This is a genomic window from Streptomyces sp. NPDC001401 (assembly GCF_042895385.1).
Taxonomy (GTDB): domain Bacteria; phylum Actinomycetota; class Actinomycetes; order Streptomycetales; family Streptomycetaceae; genus Streptomyces.
Genome location: NZ_JBIAWI010000018.1, coordinates 154,609 through 169,233 on the forward strand (window position 1 = coordinate 154,609; position 14,625 = coordinate 169,233).

General features: G+C 68.4%; 14 protein-coding genes and 1 pseudogene. 6 read left to right on the forward strand and 9 right to left on the reverse strand.

Annotated elements, in window-relative coordinates; all coding sequences use genetic code 11:
* Positions 1-42: 42 nt before the first annotated feature.
* The 3 genes from ACFY10_RS42220 to ACFY10_RS42230 are packed head-to-tail and all read right to left on the reverse strand — an operon-like array spanning position 43 to position 2,329.
* Complete coding sequence (locus tag ACFY10_RS42220; RefSeq protein ID WP_390670638.1) at positions 43-777, reverse strand: dimethylmenaquinone methyltransferase; 735 nt, start codon at positions 775-777, stop codon at positions 43-45.
* Positions 774-1,559, reverse strand: a complete 786-nt coding sequence (locus ACFY10_RS42225; RefSeq protein ID WP_390670639.1) for an HpcH/HpaI aldolase/citrate lyase family protein — start codon at positions 1,557-1,559, stop codon at positions 774-776. The genes ACFY10_RS42220 and ACFY10_RS42225 overlap by 4 nt, the downstream gene beginning before the upstream one ends.
* Positions 1,544-2,329 (reverse strand): fumarylacetoacetate hydrolase family protein, encoded by a 786-nt coding sequence (locus ACFY10_RS42230; protein ID WP_390670640.1) that lies wholly within the window; start codon positions 2,327-2,329, stop codon positions 1,544-1,546. The genes ACFY10_RS42225 and ACFY10_RS42230 overlap by 16 nt, the downstream gene beginning before the upstream one ends.
* 136 nt (positions 2,330-2,465) lie before the next feature.
* On the opposite strand from ACFY10_RS42230, the gene ACFY10_RS42235 reads away from it, so the two are divergent.
* The 3 genes from ACFY10_RS42235 to ACFY10_RS42245 all read left to right on the forward strand — a co-directional run bounded on the left by ACFY10_RS42235 (position 2,466) and on the right by ACFY10_RS42245 (position 5,175).
* Positions 2,466-3,236 (forward strand): fumarylacetoacetate hydrolase family protein, encoded by a 771-nt coding sequence (locus ACFY10_RS42235; protein ID WP_390670641.1) that lies wholly within the window; start codon positions 2,466-2,468, stop codon positions 3,234-3,236.
* 59 nt (positions 3,237-3,295) lie between these two features.
* Positions 3,296-4,414: a DUF3500 domain-containing protein gene (locus tag ACFY10_RS42240; protein ID WP_390670642.1), complete on the forward strand. Its 1,119-nt coding sequence runs from the start codon at positions 3,296-3,298 to the stop codon at positions 4,412-4,414.
* Between the two features lie 86 nt (positions 4,415-4,500).
* The gene (locus tag ACFY10_RS42245; protein WP_390670643.1) at positions 4,501-5,175 is read left to right on the forward strand and encodes a GntR family transcriptional regulator; all 675 of its coding nucleotides are present in this window, start codon (positions 4,501-4,503) and stop codon (positions 5,173-5,175) included.
* A 9-nt stretch (positions 5,176-5,184) separates the two neighbouring features.
* On the opposite strand, the gene ACFY10_RS42250 is transcribed toward ACFY10_RS42245, so the two are convergent.
* The 5 genes and pseudogenes from ACFY10_RS42250 to ACFY10_RS42270 all read right to left on the reverse strand — a co-directional run bounded on the left by ACFY10_RS42250 (position 5,185) and on the right by ACFY10_RS42270 (position 9,578).
* Positions 5,185-6,000 (reverse strand): HpcH/HpaI aldolase/citrate lyase family protein, encoded by an 816-nt coding sequence (locus ACFY10_RS42250; RefSeq protein WP_390670644.1) that lies wholly within the window; start codon positions 5,998-6,000, stop codon positions 5,185-5,187.
* On the reverse strand, positions 5,997-6,866 hold the full coding sequence (locus tag ACFY10_RS42255) for a hypothetical protein (RefSeq protein WP_390670645.1): 870 nt from the start codon (positions 6,864-6,866) through the stop codon (positions 5,997-5,999). Before ACFY10_RS42255 ends, ACFY10_RS42250 begins: the two co-directional genes overlap by 4 nt.
* Positions 6,867-6,981: 115 nt before the next feature.
* The gene (locus ACFY10_RS42260) at positions 6,982-7,566 is read right to left on the reverse strand and encodes an aldehyde dehydrogenase family protein (protein ID WP_390670647.1); all 585 of its coding nucleotides are present in this window, start codon (positions 7,564-7,566) and stop codon (positions 6,982-6,984) included.
* A pseudogene (locus ACFY10_RS42265) lies at positions 7,523-8,449 on the reverse strand (aldehyde dehydrogenase family protein); the annotation flags it as partial. The pseudogene ACFY10_RS42265 and the gene ACFY10_RS42260, both read right to left, overlap by 44 nt.
* A 175-nt stretch (positions 8,450-8,624) precedes the next feature.
* The gene (locus ACFY10_RS42270) at positions 8,625-9,578 is read right to left on the reverse strand and encodes a LysR family transcriptional regulator (RefSeq protein ID WP_390670648.1); all 954 of its coding nucleotides are present in this window, start codon (positions 9,576-9,578) and stop codon (positions 8,625-8,627) included.
* A 129-nt stretch (positions 9,579-9,707) separates the two neighbouring features.
* On the opposite strand from ACFY10_RS42270, the gene ACFY10_RS42275 reads away from it, so the two are divergent.
* The 3 genes from ACFY10_RS42275 to ACFY10_RS42285 all read left to right on the forward strand — a co-directional run bounded on the left by ACFY10_RS42275 (position 9,708) and on the right by ACFY10_RS42285 (position 13,181).
* Positions 9,708-10,907 carry a CaiB/BaiF CoA transferase family protein gene (locus tag ACFY10_RS42275; protein ID WP_390670649.1) on the forward strand — a complete coding sequence of 400 codons (1,200 nt, stop codon included), beginning with the start codon at positions 9,708-9,710 and terminating at the stop codon, positions 10,905-10,907.
* A 43-nt stretch (positions 10,908-10,950) separates the two neighbouring features.
* Positions 10,951-12,120, forward strand: a complete 1,170-nt coding sequence (locus ACFY10_RS42280) for an acyl-CoA dehydrogenase family protein (RefSeq protein ID WP_390670650.1) — start codon at positions 10,951-10,953, stop codon at positions 12,118-12,120.
* Positions 12,121-12,356: 236 nt separating this feature from the next.
* The gene (locus ACFY10_RS42285; RefSeq protein WP_390670651.1) at positions 12,357-13,181 is read left to right on the forward strand and encodes an alpha/beta fold hydrolase; all 825 of its coding nucleotides are present in this window, start codon (positions 12,357-12,359) and stop codon (positions 13,179-13,181) included.
* Positions 13,182-13,390: 209 nt separating this feature from the next.
* Here ACFY10_RS42285 and ACFY10_RS42290 read toward each other — a convergent pair whose 3' ends face one another.
* Positions 13,391-14,581 (reverse strand): hypothetical protein, encoded by a 1,191-nt coding sequence (locus ACFY10_RS42290; protein ID WP_390670652.1) that lies wholly within the window; start codon positions 14,579-14,581, stop codon positions 13,391-13,393.
* Between the last annotated feature and the right edge of the window lie 44 nt (positions 14,582-14,625).

Genomic DNA, 14,625 nt, shown 5'->3' on the forward strand with positions numbered 1-14,625 from the left:
AGCTCGGGATGGGCAGTCAGCGTCGCCGGCTGCCCGGCATCGTCAGTGACTCTCGCGCCACGTGTCGAACTCCTGCTTCCAGCGACCAGTAGGAGGGAACAGCCCCTCGACGGGATTCCCTTCCGCGATCCGCTGCGCCACCCAGGCGTCCTGTTTCTCCTGGTCGGCCGCGGCGTCGGCCACCTCTACAACGAGGTGTGCGGGGATGACGACGACACCATCGTCGTCTCCGACCACGATGTCCCCGGGCTGGACCGCCACTCCCCCGCACGTGATCGTGGTGTCCATCTCCCAGGGGACATGACGGTGGCCGAGGACCGCGGGGTGAACCGACTGGGTGAAGGTGGGAAGGCCGATGCCGGCGACGGCGGCCGAGTCCCGAACGCCCCCGTCGCTGACGATCCCGGCAGCCCCGAGCACCTTGGCGCGCAGGGCGAGAACATCGCCGAACGTCCCCGTGGAAGGATCCTGGCGCGCCTCGATCACCAGCACGTCGCCGGCCTGGAGATCGTCGAAGGCTTGTTTCTGGGCGTTGTAACCGGATCCGTACTCATCGGAGAGGTCGGGCCGGTAGGCGACGAAGCGGAGCGTTCGCGCAGGGCCGACGAGCTTGCTGCCCGGCAAGCGGGAGTGAACGCCGTCGATGGACATGTCCGGGTAGCCCCGCCGGCGCAGTTCCCCGCTGATGGTGGCAACGGCGGTGTGCATCAACTTGTCCCGCACTTCGGCGTCCAACATGGCTCGGGTGCCCTTCGCGACTCGGTTTCCCCCGTTCACGACGTGCCTCCTCCCGTGTAGGCGGACATCAACCGCTCACTGCCCCGCGCCAGCAGGTCGACGTCGGCGCCGACGAGGATGAAGTCGGCGCCCGCTTCGATGTACCGCTGGGCGAGGGCCGGGGCGAACGCGTTCACGCCGACCTTGCTTCCCGCACGCCTCGCCGCCGTGATGCAGGTGGTGACTGCGTGTATGACATCCGGGTGATCCTGCTGGCCCAACAACCCCATGGATGCCGCCAGATCGGACGGGCCGACGAAGATGCCGTCGATGCCGGGTGTGGCGGCGATCTCCGCGACGTTCTTCACCGCGGTGTCGGACTCGACCTGCACGTACAGCGAGACCGTTTCCCGGGCCTGTCCCAGGTAGTTCGGCACCCGGTTCCAGCGCGACCCGCGGGCCAGCGCACTGGCGACGCCCCGGATCCCCTCCGGTGGATAGGTGACGGCTCGTGCCACTTCCCTGGCTTGCGTACCGTCGTCGATCATCGGAATCAGCAGGTTCTGGACGCCGAGGTCGAGATACTGCTTGATCGTGACCGGGTCGGCACTGGGGGGCCGTACCACCGAGGTGACCGGGTAGGCGCGGGCGGCTTGCAGCTGGCCCAGCAGCGTCATGAGGTCGCTGGGACTGTGCTCGGTGTCGATGAGCAGCCAGTCGAGGCCGCTGCCGGCGCAGATCTCGGTGACAAGGGGGCTGCCGCTGCACACCCACATGCCGATCAGTGTCCGGTCCGCCTCGGCGAGCACCGAAGCGAAGGGCGGGTCTAGACGATGCGGCATGTGACCGCCCCCAGGTCTCCGTAGTCGGCATGGATCGTGTCACCGCGCTCGACCCACAGGGGACGGGTGAAGGATCCCGAGAGCACGATGTGGCCGGCGCTGAGCGTGGTGCCGTGATGGAACAGCTTGTTCGCCAGCCACGCGACTCCGTTGGCAGGGTTGCCCAGCACGCCGGCGGCGAGGCCGGTCTCCTCGATGGTCTGGTTGCGGTAGAGGAGTGCGCCGACGCGCCGCAGGTCGATGTCGCCGACGGGTACGGGACCACCACCGATCACCATGGCTCCCATGGCCGCGTTGTCGCTGATCGTGTCGACAATGGTTCGTCCGGCGAGCTCGATGTGCGAGTTGAGGATCTCGATCGCCGGTACGACGTACTGGGTTGCGGCAAGAACGTCGAAGACCGTGCAGCGCGGTCCTGTGAGGGGCCGACTCAGCACGAAGGCCAGCTCGACTTCGATTCGCACGTTGGAGAAAGCGTCGTGCGGGATGTCGGCACCGCTCTCCAGCACCATGTCGTCGAAGATGACGCCGTAATCGGGCTCGGTGATGCCGGTCGCCTCCTGCATCGCCCGGGACGTCAGGCCGATCTTGTGTCCGACGATGGTGTGACCTTCCTCTTCACGCCGCCGCGACCACAGTCCCTGCACGGCGTAGGCGTCCTCAATCGTCATTCCCGGGTTGCGGGCCGCCAGCAGTGGCACCACCGTGCGGCTGTGACCCGCTTTGGCCAACTCGTCGGCGATCTCCTCGATGCGCGCATGTTCGAGCATGTACCCTCCCAGCCAATCGCGAGGTAACATCATATACGATTAACGATATGAAACCATGCATGACAGCGGGACGGTCCGGCGCGGACCGGGTGCACCGGCCCACCCTCGGTGGCTGTGACGACGAAAGGACGCTCTGGTGATCAACCCACTCCACGATCGACCTTCGAAGATGGTGGCCGTCCACCTCAACTACCGAAGTCGCGCTGATCAGCGCGGCAGGACGCCCGCGTTCCCGTCGTACTTCCTCAAGGCGCCCTCAACCCTGGCGCCCTCCGATTCCGTGCTCGGCGTGCCCGCCGACTGTGAACTCCTCGCCTTCGAGGGAGAGATCGCCCTCGTCATCGGAGCCGAAGCGCACCGCGTCAGCCGTGAGACCGCGTGGCGACACGTCGGCGGGGTGACGGCGGCGAACGACTTCGGCCTGTACGACCTGCGCTATGCCGACCCCGGGTCGAACGTCCACTCCAAGGGCCTCGACGGATGCACCCCGATCGGGCCGGCAGTCCTGGACGCTGCACAGCTCGACCCTTCGAGCCTGCACCTGCAGACCTACCTGAACGGTCGGCTGGAGCAGGACGCGCGAGTCGCGGACGACATGCTCTTCGACTTCGGCTACGTGATCGCGGATCTGTCACGGTTCATGACGCTCCAGCCGGGTGACGTGATCCTGACCGGCACACCAGCCGGCTCCTCCGCCGCACAGCCCGGGGATGTGGTCGAGGTCGAAGTGTCCGCCACACACGTGAACGGACTTCGCACGTCGACCGGCCGCCTGTGCACGTCGATCGCCAAGGACGACTACCGCGTCGGATCGCTGCTGCCGGCTCCACAGGCCGACGCGGCCGCGAAGGCTGCGGCGTACGGGCACCCCGCCCCTCAGGCCACGGGCCCCACCCCGCGCGGGTAGCCGTCCCCGACTGCAGGACCGACACCATGTCAACCCCGAGAAGCCAAGGAGTCGCCCAGGTGACTGCGCCGTACGAGGCCCCCGACACCATTAAACGGATGCTGTTCGCCACGTGGGCGCTCTTGAACTCACTTACGCCCGAGCAGCGCGCCATCGCTTCCTATCCCATGTCCGATCCCCGGCGCCTCGACTGGGACTTCATCCCGAAGCCCGACCGCACCGGAATCGCGATGTCGGCGCTGCACGGGCACCAACGAACCCTGGCCCAGCACCTGCTGGCTTCGGGCCTGAGCACACGGGGCTACAGCCAGGCGCTGCAGATCATGGCCATGGAGAACATGCTGCGTGAGAAGGAGGTCCATGAGCGCGGCCTCGGCGTCATTGCGGGCGACTTCCGCGATCCCGACAACTACTCCTTCTCGTTCTTCGGCCGCCCAGGCTTCGAGGACACCTGGGGCTGGAGAGTCCTCGGCCATCACCTCTCCTTGAGCTACACGATCATCGGTCAGCGCTATCTGACGGTCACGCCGTGCAACATGGGTGCGCAGCCGGTTCCTTCGGGTGTCTTCCACCCGCTCAGGGACGACGAGGAACTCGCCTTCGAACTGCTGCACGGCATGTCGGACGCCCACCGCAAGGCGACGGTGATCCACGACGTGGCGCCCGCCGACTACGTCACCCGACAGGTGCCACGCATCGGCCGCGTCGAGCTGCCCGACCACGTCGACCTGGGCATCCCGAGCTACCGCATCTCGGACGCGGACCGAGAGGCGCTGAAGTTCGAGGCCGACCGGCCGCGCGGGGTGGCCGCATGCGACCTGGACAGCCGCGGGGCCACGCTGGTCAAGGACCTCATCCGGACCTACGTCGGCCGCATCCCCGACGAACTGGCCGACACCTATCTGCGCATGCTCGACGCCACGAACGACGACAAGATCTTCTTCTGTTGGGCAGGCGGGACGGAGCACGGAACGTCGCACTACTACCGGATCCAGACCGACACGTTGCTCATCGAGTTCGACAACGCGATCGACAGCGGCAACCACATCCACTCGGTCTGGCGGGACTACCGCAACGACCTGGGACACACATTGCTGATCGACCACTACGAACAGTCGAAGAACAGCGATCACCATCTGTCCCGCCGGACTCGGTCCACCGTGCCCGCAGAGGGATGACATGCTGAGGAACGCCGGTCCCCCGCCTGCCAGCCGGCTGTGCCCCGTGTACGTTCCAGACCAGACCCACCGGCGAGGATGAACCGATGCCTTCCCCCGATGCACAAACGACCCGCCTGTCGAAGTCACAGCTGGTCTATCGCGCACTTCGCGAGCGCATCATGGACGGCACCTACAGCCCGGGGTACCGCCTGGTCCTCGAACAACTGGCTCGTGAGTTCTCGGTCAGCGCCGTCCCGGTACGCGAGGCGGTACGGCTCCTGGAAGCCGAGGGCCACGTCACCTTCGAGCGGAACGTCGGCGCCCGGGTCGCGATCGATGAGACGAAGTACGAGACGGCGGCGGAAGCGCTGGCGGTGGTCGACGGTGCCGCAGTCGGGCTCAGCGGTCCGCTCCTGACCGAGGACGACCTCGAGGCGGCCCGCGAGGTGAACGAAAAGATGCGCCGGAGCCGCGAATCCTTCGACCCGGTCGGCTTCGCCAGGCTGAACGGCGAGTTCCACGCCATCCTGCGCAGCAGGTGCCCGAACACCGACCTGCTGAACATGGTCGACAAGCAGCTGCAACTCCTCGACCGGATCAGAAGGTCCCCCTTCGACTTCGTACCGGCACGCTCGCTCCAATCGGTCGAGGAGCACGAGGAGTTGCTGTCGCTCATCGAACGGGGTGCGGAACCGGACAAGGTCGAGCGCTACGCGCGGCAACACAGGCTGAACACCTTGCAGGCGTTCATCGAGCAGCGCAGGCAAAGCGCCGAGTGAGCGCACGCCCTACGCGCGGGCTGCGAGTGCCAGGAGACGCCGTGCGCGTTCCAGGACCGGCCTGTCGACCATCTGGCCGCCGACGGTGGTGACGGAGTCACCGGCCTGGAGTACGGCGCGGGCCCAGTGCAGTTCGTCCGCGGTGGGGGCGAATCCGTCGGTCACGTACGAGAGTTGGTACGGGTGGACGCACAGCTTGCCGGTGAAGCCCAGGCGTCGGGCGTGGGCGATGTCGGAGCCGAGGGCTTCCCCGTCCCGTACGGCGGTGGTGACGCCGTCGATCGGCGGGCTGATGCCGGCGGCGGCCGAGGCGAGGACCAGCCTGGAGCGGGCGTAGGCCAGTGCCGTGTGGTCGTCGTGGGCGACGCCGAGCTGGGCGGCGAGGTCGACGTTGCCGAAGGCCGCCCGGACGACACCGGGGGTGGCGCACACCTCACGGGCCCGCTCGACGCCGAGGGCCGTCTCGACGAGCGCCACGAGAGAGCACCGTCCGGCCGTACGGGCGGCAAGTTCCGCCAGCACCGTCGGATCCTCGGCCTTGGGCACCATGACCGGGCAGCCGTGGTCGGCGGCCACGGCGAGGTCGCGCTCGGACCAGGGGGTGCCAGGTGCGTTGATCCGTACGACCGCCGGGTTGCCGAGGGCGAGCCAGGCGGTGGCGTTGTCCCGGGCGCGGTCCTTGTCCTCGGGGGCGACGGCGTCCTCCAGGTCGATGATGACCAGGTCGGCGCCGGAGGAGGCCGCCTTGTCGAAGCGGTCGGGCCGGTGCCCTGGGACGAACAGCAGGCTGGTCGCGGTGGCGATCCGGTCGTGGGGTGCGGTCATGCGAAGGTCACCTCGGCGGTGGCGTGCCGGTCCTCCCGGTGGGTGGCGACGTGCAGTTCGGTGCGGCCGTCCGCGGGGGTGCCGCAGGCGATGAGGTGTTCGCCGGCGAACACCGGCCGCCGGAGCCGGTAGGACAGTGAGCGCACGGGCCGGTCGGGGGCATGGCGCCGGGGCAGTTCGAGCATGAGCAGGGCGAGCAGGGGGCCGTGGACGACGACTCCGGGGTAACCCTCCTCGTCCCGGCAGTACGGGGCGTCGTAGTGGATGCGGTGGGCGTTCGCGGTCAGGGCGCTGAACCGGAACAGCAGGGCGGGATCCGGGCGCAGCTGAAGCTGCCAAGGGCTGTCGGAGTGGGGGAAGGCGGATGGGTCGAGGGCGGCCGGGTGCTGTCCCGCCGTGCGCCCGGACCGGTAGACGATGTCCTGTTCCTCCACCAGGCAGACGCGGCCGTGCTGGCGGAACTCACGGCGTTCGGTGACGAAGAGCATCTCTGCGGTGCGGCCCTGCTTGGCGGTCACCGAGGCGAGGCTGCTGACGCGCTCGGCCGGCTCGCCCAGGCACAGTGGCCGGGTGATCTCGCAGCGGCCTCCCGCCCACATGCGCTGCCGCTGCGGGACGGGCGGCAGGAAGTGGCCGTCGAGGGGGTGTCCGTCGGCGCCGAGATCCCGCCCGGCGGGCCAGCTGAGGAAGTACAGCCAGTGCCACAGCGGGGGGAGCAGATCCCCGGCCTTCGCGACCGGGCCGGGCAGGTCCAGGACCGCCGAGAGGGCGGCTACCGGCCCGGTGGCGAGGGGGTCCTCGTCGGTGACCGGCCCGGGAGTCCAGGACTCCACGTATGCGTCGAGTGGGGGCGGAGTGGGCTGCATCGTCCTGCTGTCCTACGGTCCTTGTGTCCTTGTGTCCTTGTGTCCTTGTGTCCTTGTGTCCTTGTGTCCTTGTGTCCTTGTGTCCCGCTGTCTTTGTCGGCCGCCACGGGTTCTCTCAGCGCAGGACGAAGGGGTTGCCGGTGGGGGCGCCGGTGTTGATCCAGACGGTCTTGTCCTCCAGGTAGGAGGTGAGGGCGGCGATGCCGTTCTCGCGGCCGAGGCCGGAGTCCTTGAAGCCGCCGAAGGGAGCCAGGTAGCTGACCGCGCGGTAGGTGTTGACCCAGACGGTGCCGGAGCGGATGCGGTCGGCCATGCGGAAGGCGCGGCCGATGTCGCTGGTCCACACGCCGGCGCCGAGGCCGTAGCGGCTGTCGTTGGCGATCTCCACTGCTTCGTCCTCGTCCTTGAAGGGGATGACGGACAGGACGGGGCCGAAGATCTCTTCCTGGGCGATGCGCATGCCGTTGCTCACGCCGGTGAAGACGGTGGGTTCGACGAACCAGCCGCCACGGTCGGCGGCCTTGCCCCCGAGGACGAGTCGGGCGCCCTCCTGCCGGGCGATGTCGATGTAGTCGAGGACCTTGGCGTACTGGGTGGGGGGTGGTGATGGGGCCGACCTGGGTGGCCTCGTCCATGGGATCGCCCATGCGTGCGGTACGCGCCAACTCCACGAGCCTGTCCACGACTTCGTCGTGCACATTCTCCTGCACCAGCAGCCGGGAGCCGGCGATGCAGGTCTGCCCGGTGGCGGCGAAGATGCCGGAGACGGCGCCGTTGACCGCGGCATCGAGGTCGGCGTCGGCGAAGACGACGTTGGGGGACTTGCCGCCGAGTTCGAGGCTGACGTGCTTGAAGTCGCGGGCGGCGGCCTCGTTGATACGACGGCCCGTGGCGTCCGAGCCGGTGAAGCTGATCTTGCGGACCAGTGGGTGCTCGACGAGTGCCGTGCCGACGTCGTGGCCGAAACCGGTGACGACGTTGAACACGCCGGGCGGCAGCCCCGCATCGTGGAAGAGCCGGGCCAGTTCGAGAGTGGAGGCGGAGGTGAACTCCGACGGTTTCACCACCACCGTGCAGCCCGCGGCGAGGGCCGGAGCGATCTTCCAGGCCAAGAGCAGGAGCGGGGAGTTCCAGGGCGTGATGACGGCGACGACCCCGACCGGCTCCTTTTTCGTGAAGGCGAAGTAGCCCTTCTTGTCCAGCGGCGGGACGGTGCCCTCGACCTTGTCGGCGAGCCCGCCGTAGTAGTGGAACCACTGTGGGATGTAGGCGACTTGCCCGTGCATCTCCGTGAACAGCTTGCCGTTGTCACGGACTTCAAGTTCGGCCAGGTGCCGGGCGTTCGCGGCGATGGCGTCGCCGAGCCGGCGCAGCAGGGCGCCGCGGGCGCTGGCGGTCAGTTCGGCCCAGGGGCCGGTGTGCAGGGCGTGTTGTGCGGCGCGGACCGCGTCGTCGACGTCCTGGGGCGTGGCCTTGGCGATCTCGGCCCACGGGGTGCCCAGGTAAGGGTTGTCGGTGGGGAACCATTCACCGCCGGCCGCCTCGCGGTTCTCTCCGTCGACGAACAACTCGTAGCGCTGCATGGATGGGGGATCCCGTCGGCTAGAGGTCGACTCACGTCCTCAGCATCGTGGGTGCTGATGGGCATGGTTGGAAAATAGAAAGACGTGATGCCTGTATGCGCCGCGCGCATGCCGAGCGGTTGCGACCTCGTGACCCGCGCCGGGGAGGACATGCGTGGACGTGGCCGCGGGCAATTCACTCGCCCGCGGCAGCAGCGTCGTCTCCCTGGACCTGGGCCGAGGGCCATCTGCCCTGAGCCACCGCGGAGTTGATCTGGCGGACCAGCTCCCGTGCGACGACCTCCACGGCGGGCGGGGTGCGCCCGAACCGCGGCGTGCCGAGGACGACGGAGCGCCACACGTCGGGCTCGCTCAGCGGCGCGGCGCTCAGCGCGCCCCGCGCGACGTCCTCGGCGATGCCCACCCCGGGCAGAACGGTCCAGCCGTGCCCCGCCTGGACGAGCTGCTTCTGCACCCGCATGGAGTTGGTCTGCACGGCGACGTCTATGGCGGCCCCGGACCGCACGGCGGCCGCGTCGATCAGCCGGCGTAGGGCGTGCCCCGAGGTGGGCATGACGAGCCGGTGCTTCGCCGCTTCCAAGAACGGCACGGGATGGTCGGCCCGGAGACGTTCCGACGAGGGAGCGACCGCCCACAACCGCTCCCGCACCAGCGGACGCGCACTGAGGGAGGGCGTGCTGTCCAGGTTGTAGAGCAGGGTCAGGTCCAGGTCACCGTCGTCGAGCCACTGCTGCAGATGCCCGGAGTAGGCCGTCATCAGGCGGAGTTCGACGCCGGGGTGGTCACGGGCGACCGCGGTCACGAGCGGTTCGGCCAGCAGGTCGCTGGTGCTCTCCAGCAGCCCGACGGTGACGATGCCGGTCACCACGCCCGGGGTCGGCTGCACCTCGGCGCGGGCCCGCTCCAGCTCGTTCAGGGCACGCTCGGCCCGTTCGACCATGATCGCCCCGGCCTCGGTGGGCCGCATGCCCGTCCTGGTCCGTTCGAAGAGGGGGATGCCCAGTTCCTGCTCCAGGGTGCGGATCTGCCGGGTGACCGCGGGCTGCACCAGGTGCAGCAGCTCCGCGGCGCGCGTGACGCTGCCCACCTCGGCGACCGTGGCGATCGCCTTGAGCTGCTTGATGTCCAAGGCGTTGTTCCTTCCGGTGCCATCCGAAGGCCGCATGGGCGTATGACGCATTGCTATTTCACCTACGCCGTCATGAGTGTTCATGATGGCACTACGGCACGGGGTCCACACCCTCCTGGAGGTCACCTCATGACCGAGCTCCCGGCGGCACCGCCGCTCTCCGGCATCACCGTCGTCAGCGTCGAACAGGCGGTGGCCGCTCCCTTCGCCACCCGTCAGCTGGCCGATCTCGGCGCACGGGTGATCAAGGTGGAGCGGCCCGGCGGGGGTGACTTCGCCCGTCGGTACGACACCACGGTGCACGGCGAGTCCAGCTACTTCGTGTGGCTCAACCGCTCCAAGGAGTCGGTGACGCTGGACCTGAAGACGGACGCCGGCCGCGCGATCCTGGAGCAACTGCTCGCCGACGCCGATGTGTTCGTGCAGAACCTGGCCCCGGGCGCGGCCGCCAGGATGGGCCTGGGCGCCGAGGCCCTCGCCGAGCGCTTCCCCTCCCTCATCCCGTGCTCGATCTCCGGCTACGGCTCCACCGGCCCGTGGGCCGACCGCAAGGCGTACGACCTGTTGGTGCAGTGCCAGACCGGTCTGGTCTCCCTCACCGGCAACGAGCACGGTTCGGCGCGGGTCGGTGTGTCGATCGCCGACATCGCGGCCGGTATGTACGCCTACTCGGGCATCCTCACCGCCCTGTTCACCCGGGCCACCACCGGTGTCGCCCGGGCCGTGGAGGTCTCACTGTTCGAGGCGCTGGCCGAGTGGATGAGTCAACCCGCCTACTACACCCGGTACGGCGGCACGCAACCCCCACGCCTGGGCACCCAGCACGCCACCATCGCCCCCTACGGCGCCTACACCGCCGCCGACGGCAGGGCCGTGCTGTTCTCCGTCCAGAACGAGCGCGAATGGGCCGCCCTGTGCGAACGCTTCCTGGGCCGACCGGGGCTCGTCACGGATCCGCGTTTCGCCACGGGCTCGGCCCGGGTGGCCCACCGAGAGCAGTTGAACGCGATCGTGGCCGGGCGTTTCGGCGAACTGGACAGCGACGAGGTGACGAAGCTGCTGGACGCGGCGGGCATCGCCAACGCCGGCGTCAACGACTTGACCGACTTCCTGGCACACCCGGTGCTCAGCGGCAGGGACCGCTGGCGGGACGTACGGATCCCCGGCGGAGCCGCGGTGTCCGCGCTGCTGCCGCCGGCGGACCTGGCCGGAACGACCGCGCGCATGGACGCCGTACCCGCCGCCGGGCAGCACACCGACACCATCCTGGCCGACCTGGGATACGGCCCGGCCGACATCGAGAGCCTGAAGGCCGAGGGCGTCATCTGAACCGCCCTTCGTCACCCGTCACTTCAGCAAGGAGCACCGCCGCATGGGCACCCTGGACCTCCTGTCCGAGGACGAACAGCTCGTCGTCCGTACCGTGCACGACTTCGTCGACAAGGAAGTGAAGCCCGTCGTCCGGGAATTGGAGCACGCCAACACCTACCCCGAGGCCCTCATCGAGCAGATGAAGACCCTCGGGATCTTCGGCCTCGCCGTACCCGAGGAGTACGGCGGCACCCCGGTCTCCACCCCCTGTTACGTCCTGATCACCGAAGAGCTGGCCCGTGGCTGGATGAGCCTGGCCGGCGCGATGGGCGGCCACACCGTGGTCGCCAAGCTGCTGCTGCACTTCGGCACCGAGGAGCAGAAGCGCCGGTACTTGCCGAGGATGGCCACCGGCGAGATCCGCGCGACCATGGCCCTGACCGAACCGGGCGGCGGCTCGGACCTGCAGGCCCTGCGCACCGTCGCCCGCAAGGACGGCGACGGCGGATACGTGGTCGACGGGACGAAGACCTGGATCACCAACTCGCGGCGCTCCGGACTCATCGCGCTGCTGTGCAAGACCGACCCGGACGCCACTCCGGCGCACAGGGGCATCTCGATCCTGCTCGTGGAGCACGGCCCGGGCCTGACCGTCTCGCGCGATCTGCCCAAGCTCGGCTACAAGGGCGTGGAGAGCTGCGAGCTGTCCTTCGAGGACTACCGGGCGCCGGCCAACGCGCTGCTCGGTGGCGTGGAGGGCAAGGGCTTCGCGCAGATGATGAAGGGCCTGGAGACTGGACGCCTCCAGGTAGCCTCCCGCGCGCTCGGGGTCGGCCGTGCGGCGCTGGAGGACGCCCTCGCCTACGCCCAGGAACGCGAGTCGTTCGGCAAGCCGATCTGGAAGCACCAGTCCATCGGCAACTACCTGGCCGACATGGCGACTTCACTGACTGCGGCCCGGCAACTCACCCTGTACGCGGCACGGGAGGCGGACGAGGGCCGCCGTGTGGACATGGAGGCCGGCATGGCCAAGCTCTTCGCCTCCGAGACCGCGATGCAGATCGCGCTCAACGCCATCCGCATCCACGGCGGTTACGGCTACTCCACCGAGTTCGACGTCGAACGGTACTTCCGCGACGCCCCGTTGATGATCGTCGGCGAGGGGACGAACGAGATCCAGCGCAATGTCATCGCGAGCCAGCTCGTCAAGCGCGGAGGGCTGGACGGCTGAGGCAGCAGGTCTTCAAGGGAACAGACCTGTGATCCGACGCGGCAGCCCGCCAGATGCTTGACACTTTAGAACTCAATTGAAATATTTGCGTAAGGTCATTTAAACATGTCTCAATGGGGCCTACGAGGCCTCTGAGGCCGTCTACTCCACGGAACCCGTCGTCTGGAAGGACGGCCGGCTCCGAGGATTCACGAGCAGGATCACCCAGCTTCCATGTGATCGAAAGTTGGCCCCGAATGACATCCGCATCCGCAAAGTACGGTTCCGCCTTCGCCGAAGGCGTCGCCCAAGCCGACGGCCACCCCATCCGTTACTTCCGCGCCGGCACCGGCGACACCCTCGTCGTCATCCACAGCGCCGCCGGCTTCCGCTTCTCCCCCATGCTGGACCGCCTCGCCGAGCAGTACGACGTCATCCTCTTCGCACTGCCCGGATGGGGCGACGAGCCCGACGACGGCCGGGACCGAACACTCACGGAACTGGCCGACACCGTCTACCAGGCGACCCAGGACCTCGGACTGAAGAGCTTCCACCTGCTCGGAAGCACGCTCGGCGGCGATGTTGCCCTGAACGTCGCCCTCGATCACCCGGAACGGGTGGCCTCACTGGTCCTCGAGGCACCCGGCACCTTCCGCGAAGGTCTCGACCCTTCGGCGCAGGCGGACGTCACGCCCGAGGAAGCCCTGCGCAAGGTTCGCGTCCACCCCGAGCGGGCGCCGGTCTTCGTACCGCCTCACCCCGACTCCCAGGCTCGGATGTTCGCGTTGATCTCCAGGCTCGAGGGAGCGAACCCCGACTACTCGAAGCAGGTCGCGGAACGTCTGCCTGGAAGCTCCGTTCGCACGCTTGTGGCTTTCGGCGACCAGGACGGCTTCATCCCGCCCCAGAACGGCCGCACTTTCGCCCGTCTCATGCCCGACTGCCGCTTCGTCCTCCTTCACGATGCCGCACACGACCTGCAGGGCGACCGCGCCGAGGATCTGGCCGCCCTCGTCGCGGACTTCCTCGCTCACGGACCGGACTTCCAGCTTCCTCCGGACGCCACCCTCGTCACGCCGTGAGTCAAGCCATAGCGCCATGAAATGGGCGGTTGATTCGGGGTCCCGAACCAACCGCCCATTTCAGTGCACGGCCCCGGGCGATGCAGTGGCACCGCCCCGGACACGCGACGCACCGTAACGCGCGATCAGGAAAGGCGACCCCCGCACGTCGAGTGCGGAACGTCGCCAGTCCTGTCACTGATCAGGCCGCCACTTCATGCACGGCGCGGTCACAGACCAGGAGGTACGACAAGTGCCGTTCCCATCCACTGCAGCTCCGGCGGCGCGCCGACGAGTTCATGACCGATGTCCGCCAGCTGACTGCGGCTGATCACCGCGTGCTGACAACCGGAGATGGCGTCGCGGATGATGCGCTGAAGAATTCCGGCGCGCAGTGCGGTGCCTCCGCCCTTGTTGAACGCCCACAGGGCGAGATCCCGACAGATGTCGTGCATGTGCACGCTGGCGCCGGCAAGCAGACTGGTCTGCCGACGGCTGAGGGGCTCCCCACGTGCCGCCGAGGCGTCCACCTCGGCGAAGACTTCGGCCCCGAATGCGCGAGCGGAGCGGTAGGCCAGTTCGAAGTCCGCGTACTCGGTGCGGAAGACCGGGTTGTCCGCGAGCCGGGGCGCTCCGGGCTTGGGGTCACGGCTCGCGAAGGCGGCGATCTCATCGAGGAGGCGACGGGCGGTGCCGGACGCCCACGTCTGGCGCCCGAGATGAACCACTGCCAGCAAGCCGGCGGCGGTGTCGGGAAACAGCGGGACCGCGTGGTGATCCGGAACGAAGTAGTCGGTCACGGTGAAGTCGACGGAGCCGGTGCCGCGGAGCCCGATCGTGTCCCAGTTGCCCCGGAGGGTGACCTCCGAGGCCGGTACGAGGAACATGAAGGGCGGGCCGGGGACGGGCTGGTCACCATCGAAGACCAGGGAGTTGCACAGCACATAATCCGCGTTCGGAAGCCCGCTGCAGTACGAGTAGGACGCGGTGAGCCGGTAGCCGCCCTCGACCCGGACGGCGCGCCCGCTGGGGTAGGCGGTTGCGGAGAAGTTCGGCACCCCGTCGGCGAAGAGTGTTTTCTCGACGGCTCTGTCGAAGAACGCCGACATGAAGCCGACGCCCGCGAAGATTCCTCCTGTCCAGCTGATCGACCCGTCGATGTAGGCGAAGCGTTCGAGGACCTGAGCCGAGTCGCCGGGAGTCACCGCCAGGCCGCCCAGGTCCTTGCTGACGTACATCAAGCCGAGGCCGCTGTCTCGCAGCAACTCCATCGTGCGATCCGTGAGCTTGCCCGCGTCGTCACAGGCCGGGCCTTCGGCCTGCAGGTCGTCGGCAATCGCGTCCAGGGCGGCGAGCAGCCGGTCGCGGCCGGCGGCGGAATCGGTGTCGGCCACATCGGCCAGGCCAGTAGTGGTGGTCATGGGAACCTCGATCAGGGAGAACGGTACTGTCAGGACGAGGGCCG

Excerpts from the sequence above, each read along its gene's own strand:
- ACFY10_RS42225 (WP_390670639.1), bottom strand. The coding sequence starts at position 1,559 with ATGCCGCATCGTCTAGACCCGCCCTTCGCTTCGGTGCTCGCCGAGGCG.
- ACFY10_RS42230 (WP_390670640.1), bottom strand. The coding sequence starts at position 2,329 with ATGCTCGAACATGCGCGCATCGAGGAGATCGCCGACGAGTTGGCCAAA.
- ACFY10_RS42245 (WP_390670643.1), top strand. The coding sequence starts at position 4,501 with ATGCCTTCCCCCGATGCACAAACGACCCGCCTGTCGAAGTCACAGCTG.
- ACFY10_RS42250 (WP_390670644.1), bottom strand. The coding sequence starts at position 6,000 with ATGACCGCACCCCACGACCGGATCGCCACCGCGACCAGCCTGCTGTTC.
- ACFY10_RS42255 (WP_390670645.1), bottom strand. The coding sequence starts at position 6,866 with ATGCAGCCCACTCCGCCCCCACTCGACGCATACGTGGAGTCCTGGACT.
- ACFY10_RS42260 (WP_390670647.1), bottom strand. The coding sequence starts at position 7,566 with ATGTGCACGACGAAGTCGTGGACAGGCTCGTGGAGTTGGCGCGTACCG.
- ACFY10_RS42275 (WP_390670649.1), top strand. The coding sequence starts at position 9,708 with ATGACCGAGCTCCCGGCGGCACCGCCGCTCTCCGGCATCACCGTCGTC.
- ACFY10_RS42280 (WP_390670650.1), top strand. The coding sequence starts at position 10,951 with ATGGGCACCCTGGACCTCCTGTCCGAGGACGAACAGCTCGTCGTCCGT.
- ACFY10_RS42285 (WP_390670651.1), top strand. The coding sequence starts at position 12,357 with ATGACATCCGCATCCGCAAAGTACGGTTCCGCCTTCGCCGAAGGCGTC.
- ACFY10_RS42290 (WP_390670652.1), bottom strand. The coding sequence starts at position 14,581 with ATGACCACCACTACTGGCCTGGCCGATGTGGCCGACACCGATTCCGCC.